Origin of the sequence: Arenibacter arenosicollis (assembly GCF_014397245.1) — a bacterium.
Lineage (GTDB): Bacteria > Bacteroidota > Bacteroidia > Flavobacteriales > Flavobacteriaceae > Arenibacter > Arenibacter arenosicollis.
Genome location: NZ_JACLHY010000021.1, coordinates 84,255 through 93,070 on the forward strand (window position 1 = coordinate 84,255; position 8,816 = coordinate 93,070).

6 protein-coding genes are annotated in these 8,816 nt (G+C 39.7%); 3 read left to right on the plus strand and 3 right to left on the minus strand.

The window, feature by feature from the left end:
• Positions 1–149: 149 nt before the first annotated feature.
• Complete coding sequence (locus tag H4O18_RS17265) at positions 150–2,213, minus strand: thioredoxin domain-containing protein (protein ID WP_246474385.1); 2,064 nt, start codon at positions 2,211–2,213, stop codon at positions 150–152.
• A gap of 125 nt (positions 2,214–2,338) precedes the next feature.
• On the minus strand, positions 2,339–3,082 hold the full coding sequence (locus tag H4O18_RS17270; RefSeq protein ID WP_187586864.1) for a carboxylesterase family protein: 744 nt from the start codon (positions 3,080–3,082) through the stop codon (positions 2,339–2,341).
• 327 nt (positions 3,083–3,409) lie between these two features.
• On the opposite strand from H4O18_RS17270, the gene H4O18_RS17275 reads away from it, so the two are divergent.
• Entirely contained in the window at positions 3,410–4,432 is a 1,023-nt protein-coding gene (locus H4O18_RS17275) for a sugar kinase (RefSeq protein ID WP_187586866.1), read from the plus strand.
• 16 nt (positions 4,433–4,448) lie between these two features.
• A complete protein-coding gene (locus tag H4O18_RS17280; protein ID WP_187586868.1) occupies positions 4,449–5,117 on the plus strand; it encodes a bifunctional 4-hydroxy-2-oxoglutarate aldolase/2-dehydro-3-deoxy-phosphogluconate aldolase in 669 nt (222 codons plus the stop codon).
• A 124-nt stretch (positions 5,118–5,241) separates the two neighbouring features.
• Here H4O18_RS17280 and uxuA read toward each other — a convergent pair whose 3' ends face one another.
• Positions 5,242–6,429 (minus strand): mannonate dehydratase, encoded by a 1,188-nt coding sequence (gene uxuA / locus H4O18_RS17285; RefSeq protein ID WP_222942455.1) that lies wholly within the window; start codon positions 6,427–6,429, stop codon positions 5,242–5,244.
• A 267-nt stretch (positions 6,430–6,696) separates the two neighbouring features.
• Between uxuA and nagB the strand changes: the two genes are divergently transcribed.
• Positions 6,697–8,625, plus strand: coding sequence for a glucosamine-6-phosphate deaminase (gene nagB / locus H4O18_RS17290; RefSeq protein WP_187586870.1), 1,929 nt, complete (start codon positions 6,697–6,699; stop codon positions 8,623–8,625).
• Positions 8,626–8,816: the final 191 nt, after the last annotated feature.

Here is an 8,816-nt window from a genome sequence, read left to right on the forward strand (position 1 = left end):
AAAACCATTGATAATCGGTAAAAAATATACAAAGAAAATCAAGCAGAGCACTTACCCTGCTTTATGTTGACCCGGACACATAAAAAATACTCGATCAGGTTTCAAAAATTAAATTGCCCTGGCCATTATTTATAAAAACAAAACGCTTCCTAGAAATTTTTCAATTGCTCAAGAGCTTCCTGGGTTGTGGCCACCGGTAATTTACAGGTGTGGTCCTGACAAACATAAATAAAAGTGCCGTCATCGGCATATCGTCCTTTGAACAAAGGCAACTCACTACTTTTATTACTACCTACAATTAAGGTATTTGGTAAATTGTGCTTCTGTAATTCTGCCAATAATTGCTTGGCATCATCCCCTACAACAGCAATTTCATAAAAGGGCAATGCTGATTTGAGCAACAAGGAATTCCATTTGGAATAGTTATAAGCATTTTCCTCTAAAACGGGAATCATGGACGAAAGCATGGACCGGGCCTTAAGTGTGGCTTCTTTATCATAGTCTATATGCCCTAAAAGGAGTAAATTCTCTGCCATGACGGCATTGGGTGAGGGCAATACCCCATCATCGGTCTTAATTATTTTGGCAATTAGTTCGTTACTGGAGTTAAAACTGTACATGCCCGAATTTTCATCTGCAAATTTGGTTTTTGCAATTTGATTCAAGTTTTTGGCAAAATCCAAATAAGTCGAATCCATTGTTGAACTGTACAATTTTAAACTGGCATTGGCCAAAAAGGAATAATCCTCCAAAAATCCATCACTCTTTTTACTCCCCTTTTTGAAGGTATGTACCAATTGATTTTTGTCCAGACTATTTTTCTCTATAAAACGGAACACTTCCTCCGCTTTATTCAAATAAGCGGTCTTCCCAAAAGTATTATAGGCATCTACAAAGCCAGTAATTAATAGGGCATTCCAGGAGGTAATGATCTTATCATCCGTATTGGGCCGAATTCTTTTATTTCTTTCGGTTAATATTTTCTCTTGCCATCGGCCTTGGTAGGCTTCCCAATCTTCGGTAGAAATATTATTTTCCTCAATAAATTCCGCGTCGCCAGTGCTCCTAGAAAGAACATAGGCATCATTTTCCCAAATATTGGAACGCTTTATATTGAAATATTTGGCGAACAATTCAAAATCCGAGCCTAGTATAGACTTTAATTCCTCTTCTTTCCAAACATAAAATTTACCTTCCTCACCTTCACTATCAGCATCGATAGCGGCGTAATAACCACCATCCGGGTTTTTCATTTCCCTATCCAAAAAGGAAATGGTTTCCTCCACCACCTTTTTATACAGCGGCTCATTAAACACCTTGTAAGCTTTGGAATAAAGACCAATTAACTGGGCATTATCATATAACATTTTCTCAAAATGTGGCACCTTCCACTGTGCATCTGTGCTATACCTATAAAATCCACCTGCTATATGATCGTAGACCCCTCCCCAGGCCATTCTGTCCAGTGTAGTCTTAACAAAGCTTTTGGCCGACTCATCATTCGTAAGAACAGCATAATCCAACAAAAAATCTAAATTAACGGGAATCATAAATTTTTGCGACCCTTTATTTCCGCCCCATTTCAGATCCCAGTTATCCTTCCATTTTTCAACACTTTTATTTAAAACTTCCGGGGTTAACATTCCTAGATCGGAAACAGGCTCTATTATATTTACTTCCTGTATCCCCTGAGCCACCATATCGGCATACTCATTGGCTTTTTTGGGGTCCTCCTTATATAGCTTGCTAACCTCGGACAAAACCTTGCTCCATTGTTCTTTGGTATGGTAGGTGCCTCCATAAATGGGCTTTCCGTTAGGCAGCGTAATTACATTCAAAGGCCAGCCTCCGTTGCCATTAATAAGCTGTAAAGCGGTCATATACACATGATCCACATCCGGTCTTTCTTCCCTATCCACTTTTATACTGATAAAGTTTTCATTCATCAACTTGGCCACCTCTTCATCTTCAAAAGTTTCTTCTTCCATGACGTGACACCAATGACAAGAGGAATAACCCACACTAACCAATACCAACTTATCTTCCTTCTTAGCATCTTCCAGAGCCTTTGGACTCCATGGTCTCCAATTTACGGGGTTATGGGCGTGTTGCAATAAATAGGGACTGGTTTCATGAATAAGGTCATTGGTGTACTTATGGTCGTTTTTCTGACCTTTAATATCGGCACAGGAGAATAAGATCATTGTCATCATAAAAAATAGATTAACAAAAGAAAACCTAAGGCAGTAACTTCGCATCATAAAGACTAAATATTGTTCAGTTTTGAAAAATACAACAATTGATTTCAATTATTGTAGAATCAGATAAAGTTCTACCCCTATTTGATTGTTAATTTTTGGGCAAATCCAGCTTTTTTTTGTTTTACAAACCATTCATAAAGCTCATCATTTTCATAGGCCCTGTCCCAAGCGTTGTGTCCAACACCCTTATATATTGTAAAATTCACATTATATCCCATTTCCTTTAATTTGGCTACCATTTCTATAGATTCCGATATCGGGATCGACTTATCCTGATCGCCGTGAAAGACCCTAATGGGCATATCTTTATTTATCCATGAGGCATAAGGCACAGGTGTCATTCCACAAACTACGGCCAAAGCGGCAAATTTATCCGGATATTGAACGGCCATTTCCCAGGCTGCCCCACCGCCCCTACTAAGTCCGGTAAGGTATATTCTGTTTTCGTCCACTTTATTTTGGGCAATAATGGTATCCAAGAGTTTATTTACAGCTCTAGTGTTCCACCACATTTTTTCGTTGGGATTCTGGGGAGCTAGAATTAAAAAAGGAAATTTCTTGCCATGGGCAATGAGTTTTGGAGGACCATTGCGCTTAACGGATTTTAAATTCCCTCCCGCTTCACCTCCACCATGTAAAAAAAGTAATATAGGAAACTTCTCGTCCGCATTTACCTCATAATTTTCAGGGTAATATAAATAGTACCGCAATGTTTCCGAAGTAGCAACCTCCATTTCCGAATGTACTAATTCCGGGGAAGATTGGGAGGCGCAACCCTCAAAAATAAATAGGCAGCAAAAAATTAATACTATTGGTTTCATCTAATTAAATTTATTCTTCGTTCTAAGCCATATGGAATTTACAAAAAAACATATCGGTGCAGCAACTTTTTAATACGTCTCATTTTATGTTACTTTAATTATATTCCAAAGGAATTATTGTGATTATCACACACCGTTCCAAATTGTTTGGAAATCCGCAAATTGATGCTATTTTATTCAAATTACGGTGTATATACGATTATTTAACATTCTGGATCATACCTTAAACAAAAAACAGGATAATAGTTATAAAAGTCAAAATGTATTTTCTATTAGAGTTTTCAGTTTTACTTTGGTACTTTTATCGAGGATAACAAACATTTTAGTATGAAGAAAGTCATCACTTTCGGAGAAATACTCCTAAGACTATCAACCGAAAGACACCTTCGTTTTTCGCAGGCAACCAATTTCAACGCTACCTATGGAGGTGGAGAGTTTAACGTAGCGGTATCTCTGGTCAATTATGGTTTTAACACCGAATTCGTTACGCGCTTGCCGAAGAACGATATTGGGGATTGTGCCCTACAAGAAATAAGAAAATACAATGTAGCTACCACGAACATACAGTTTGGCGGTGACCGTTTGGGCATTTATTTTTTGGAAACCGGTGCGGGAACACGAGGTAGCAAGGTAGTCTATGACAGGGCCAGCAGTGCCATTGCGGAAATAGAGACGAACACCATCGATTGGGAAGCTGTCTTTAAAGGCGCAGATTGGTTTCATTGGAGCGGAGTAACACCTGCCATTTCCAGCAATGCAGCAGCCGTTTGTCTAGAAGCTGTTAAGGCTGCCCATAAGATGGGAATCACCATTTCTTCCGATTTAAACTATCGCTCCAAATTATGGAAATACGGGAAAGAGCCAAAAGATATTATGCCGGAACTGCTTAAGTACAGCAATGTTATTTTAGGTGATTTGGATACTGCATTTTTCATGACAGGTCAGGAAAAGCAAGATCCGGATTATCAAGATATGGACTCCTTGCCCGAACTATACGACCTTTTATATAAAAACTCTCCGGATCTAAGTTATGTAGCTACTACACTGCGTTATTCGGTAAATGCTTCCCACCAAAAAATTGGAGGAATCCTATATGATGGAAAAAAAATACATTACGCAAAAATCAGGGAAGTAACTCCTGTGGTAGACCGCGTAGGTAGTGGGGACGCCTTTATGGGAGGATTGATATATGGTCTTTTACAAGATTCCATAGACAATCAACACACTATCGATTTTGCTGCAGCAGCCTGCTGTATAAAACACACCATTACGGGAGATTTCAACTTGGCCAGCCTTGAAGAGGTAGAGCTTTTGGCAGGAGGGGAATCTTCTGGAAAAGTAAGCAGATAACCACTAGAAGATTCATATGTCACAGTTTACGAGAATTGAAGTTGCCACATTAATGAAAGAAACGGGGCTTGTTCCCTTATTTTATCATCCAGATGTGGAATTAGGAAAAAAAATACTAAAAGCATGCTACGACGGCGGTGCTAGATTAATAGAATTCACCGCGCGTGGAGATTTTGCCCACGAAGTTTTTGCGGAATTAAATAAGTTCGTCATTAAGGAATTGCCGGAAATGGCGGTAGGTGTGGGATCGATAACCGATGCGGCAGCCGCTTCGCTATATATGCAAATGGGTGCCAATTTTATTGTAACCCCCTCTTTGCGGGAAGATATTGCCTTAGTCTGTAATCGTAGAAAGGTTTTATGGAGCCCTGGATGTGGCTCCCTAACAGAAATCAATAGAGCTGAGGAACTGGGTTGTGAAATCATAAAATTATTTCCCGGCGCCAATTACGGTCCAAGTTTTGTTAAAGCCATAAGGGGACCTCAACCATGGACCAATGTGATGCCTACGGGCGGGGTAACCTTGGAAGAGTCCAACTTAAAAGGTTGGTTCAATTCAGGTGTCACCTGTGTAGGTATGGGCTCTAACCTAATTAGCAAATCGGTATTGGAAAATAAAGATTACAGTGGCTTGGAACAGACTGTGAGGGAAACTCTGACCCTGATAAAGAAAATACGGAATTAGTATTCGAGCCTGTTAATTGGCTTCCAAATATATTAACAATAGAAAACCCTCCAATTTTGTTAAAAACGGAGGGTTTTATGTTTAATCTATTCTCGATTTTCCCTGAACTTGGATTTATTAAATCTTAAAGGGACTTTCTTATTCCCAATTCAAGTCCTCTTAATTCTGCAAGACCTCTAAGCCTTCCTATGGCAGAATACCCTGGGTTTGTCTTTTTCCTAAGGTCATCCAACATTTTATGTCCGTGATCTGGACGCATTGGCATTCGAAGATCTTTCCTTCCGGAAGCGCTTCTTTTTTGTTGCTCTTCCACCAAAGCCTTCAGCACACCATACATATCCACGTCCCCGGCCAAATGATCGGCTTCGTGAAAATTACCCTTTTCATCCCGCGCCGTGCTTCTCAAATGCATAAAGTGAATTCGGTGCCCTAAGCGCTTTACCATTCCCACCAAATCATTGTCCGCTCTAACCCCAAAAGACCCGGTACAAAAGGTTAGTCCGTTATTGGGGCTATCCACCGCATTGTACAGATCCAAAATATCCTGCTCCGTACTTACCACCCTTGGCAAGCCTAGGATCGGATATGGAGGATCGTCTGGGTGAATGCACATACGCACCCCTCCTTTTTCGGCAACCGGAATAATACTCTTTAAAAAAGAAAAGAGATTTTGCTTTAATTCTTTGGCTCCAACATGTTCATAGGTGGCCAAAATCTTATTAAATTCCTTTAGGCTATAACCTTCCTCTGCCCCTGGCAGGCCAGCAATAATATTTTGGACCAATTTCTTCCGATCCTTTTCAGAGGTTTTTTCAAAATACTCCTTGGCAGCTTTCTGCTCCTCCGCTGTATATGATTTTTCTGCCCCAGGACGTTTAAGCAAGAATAGTTCAAAAGCGGCAAAAGCATCCTTCTCAAACCTCAAGGCCGTGGACCCATCTTCCAACTCAAAATCCAGATTGGTACGTGTCCAATCCAAAACAGGCATAAAATTGTAACAAATTGTATCTATGCCACAGGAAGCCAAATTGGCTATGGTAGTCTTGTAATTTTCCACATATTGCTGATAGTCTCCCTGTTGTGTCTTAATACTTTCATGTATGGGAACACTTTCAACCACCGACCAGGTCAATCCAACCGCTTCAATGGTTGCTTTTCTTTTCTTAATTTCCTCCACAGGCCAAATCTCCCCATTGGGAATGTGATGAAGGGCGGTAACTACACCGGTAGCTCCTGATTGTTTAATATCCATCAAGGTAACAGGATCTTTGGGCCCATACCATCTCCATGTATTTTCTAAAGTCAAACTCATTAATTTTAATTTTTTTAAATAAAATATCACTCCAAAAGTGGCAATTCGACAAAACTATTTCAATTCAGCTGTTCTTGAAAGTAAATAATTCACCAATATATTAATTTTAAAAGTAATGCCAGTACCATATTTGGGAAAGATTATAAGTATAACAAAATATATTTTATACTTAAACTTGGTTAAAATTCCTTATCTTTTTTAGGCATTTAAATAGTTTGTACTACTTTTATCGATTCAACCAAAAATGAATAAAAAATCTAGCTATCCATGATTAAAAGTAAAATCGACAAGGTTACCAGTTTTGAAAAAAGGTTTGAAAAAATCAACACGGTCATCTTTGAATCTTCAGAGGTTGCGTCCAAAGCAGCTGCGGCTGAAATTGCGACATTAATTAAGAAAAAACAAAAAGCAAAGGAGATGTGTGTCCTTGGCCTCGCTACAGGTTCCACTCCAAAAAGGTTGTACGCTGAACTGGTGCGTTTACACAAGGAAGAAAATCTTAGTTTTAAAAATGTGATAGCCTTCAACTTGGATGAATATTATCCAATGGAACCAGATGCCATACAGAGTTATGTGCGGTTCATGAAGGAATTGCTATTTAACCATGTAGATATAGAACCTGGAAATTATCATATTCCGGATGGCACATTGGAAAAAAAGGATATTGCGGATTACTGTAAAGAGTATGAAGCCAAAATAGACGCTTTGGGTGGGATAGACCTGCAAATCTTAGGTATTGGTGGTAATGGACATATTGGTTTCAACGAATCGGGATCCCTCCCCAATTCCAAAACAAGATTGGTTACCCTAGATCATATTACCAGAGTTGCGGCGAGTAAAGATTTCCAAGGCCTATATAATACTCCCAAAACTGCGATAACACTGGGAATAAAGCAAATAATGCAGGCCAAACAAGTAATCCTTATGGCCTGGGGTGAAGGCAAATCATCTATCATTAAAGCTTCCGTTGAGGGACCTATTACGGAACAGGTGCCTGCATCCTACCTACAGGAACATCCCAATAGTGTGTTTATCCTAGATCAGGGATCTTCTACCAAACTAACCAGGGTAAGTACCCCATGGATAGTTGAGAAGGTAGAGTGGGATGAAAAAATGATCAAGAAAGCCGTTGTTGGACTAGCATTAAGACTGGAGAAAGCTGTTCTTATGCTTACAGAGGCCGACTATATAGAAAACGGTATGAGCGATTTGTTGACGGAAGTTGGCGACGCCTATGATATTAATATTCGAATTTTCAATCAACTACAACATACAATTACCGGGTGGCCGGGAGGAAAACCCAATGCGGAGGACACCAATAGACCGGAAAGAGCAAATCCCGCAAAAAAGCGTGTGCTTATTTTTAGTCCGCACCCAGATGATGATATAATTAGTATGGGTGGTACATTTATGCGTTTGCAGAACCAAGGCCATGAGGTACATGTGGCTTATCAAACCTCTGGAAACATAGCCGTTGCAGACGATGAAGCATTGCGATTCTCCGATTTCGTGATCGATTACAACCGTTCCTTTGGCCTTGACAATAAAAAATCTGTTGAAATTTATAAAAAGGCCACTGAGTTCATAAAAAACAAAAAGACCAGTGAAATTGATATTGAAGAGGTAAGAAATATCAAAGGACTTATACGTAGAAGTGAAGCAAGGGCTACAAGCTATTATGTTGGCCTTACGGACGAGCAGATACATTTTAACGATCTGCCTTTTTATGAAACCGGTACCATTGAGAAAAATCCTCCAGGAGAGGAAGATATCAAAATCACCATGGATTTGATCGAAAAAATTAAACCCCACCAAATCTACGCCGCCGGAGATTTGGCAGACCCACACGGCACCCACAAAGTGTGTTTGGACATTATTTTTGAGTCCCTAAAGCGACTTAAATCAAAACCATATATGAAAGATTGTTGGGTATGGTTGTACAGGGGAGCATGGCAAGAATGGGATATTGAGGACATAGAAATGGCTGTACCAATGAGTCCAAGTCAGGTTTTGGCCAAACGATATGGAATTTTCAAGCATCAATCCCAAAAAGATGGTGTGGTATTCCAAGGATCTGATTCCAGGGAATTTTGGCAGCGAGCTGAGGACAGGAACCAAGAAACTGCCGCCAAATACGACGAACTGGGATTGGCACATTACGCGGCCATGGAGGCATTTGTCCGCTATAAATTTTAAACTGAAATTAGTTTATAAACACAAAAAGGCTGCCCGTTCGGGCAGCCTTTTTTATTACAATAAGTGTCCCGTCCTAAAATAAGTTGACACAAAATCGACTTATTTATGAAACATTCAAAGATTACAGGTAATAAGCGTACACAACGCGATTACAATCTAGGTTTTAAATTGGCCGTTATTTCCCAAGTTGA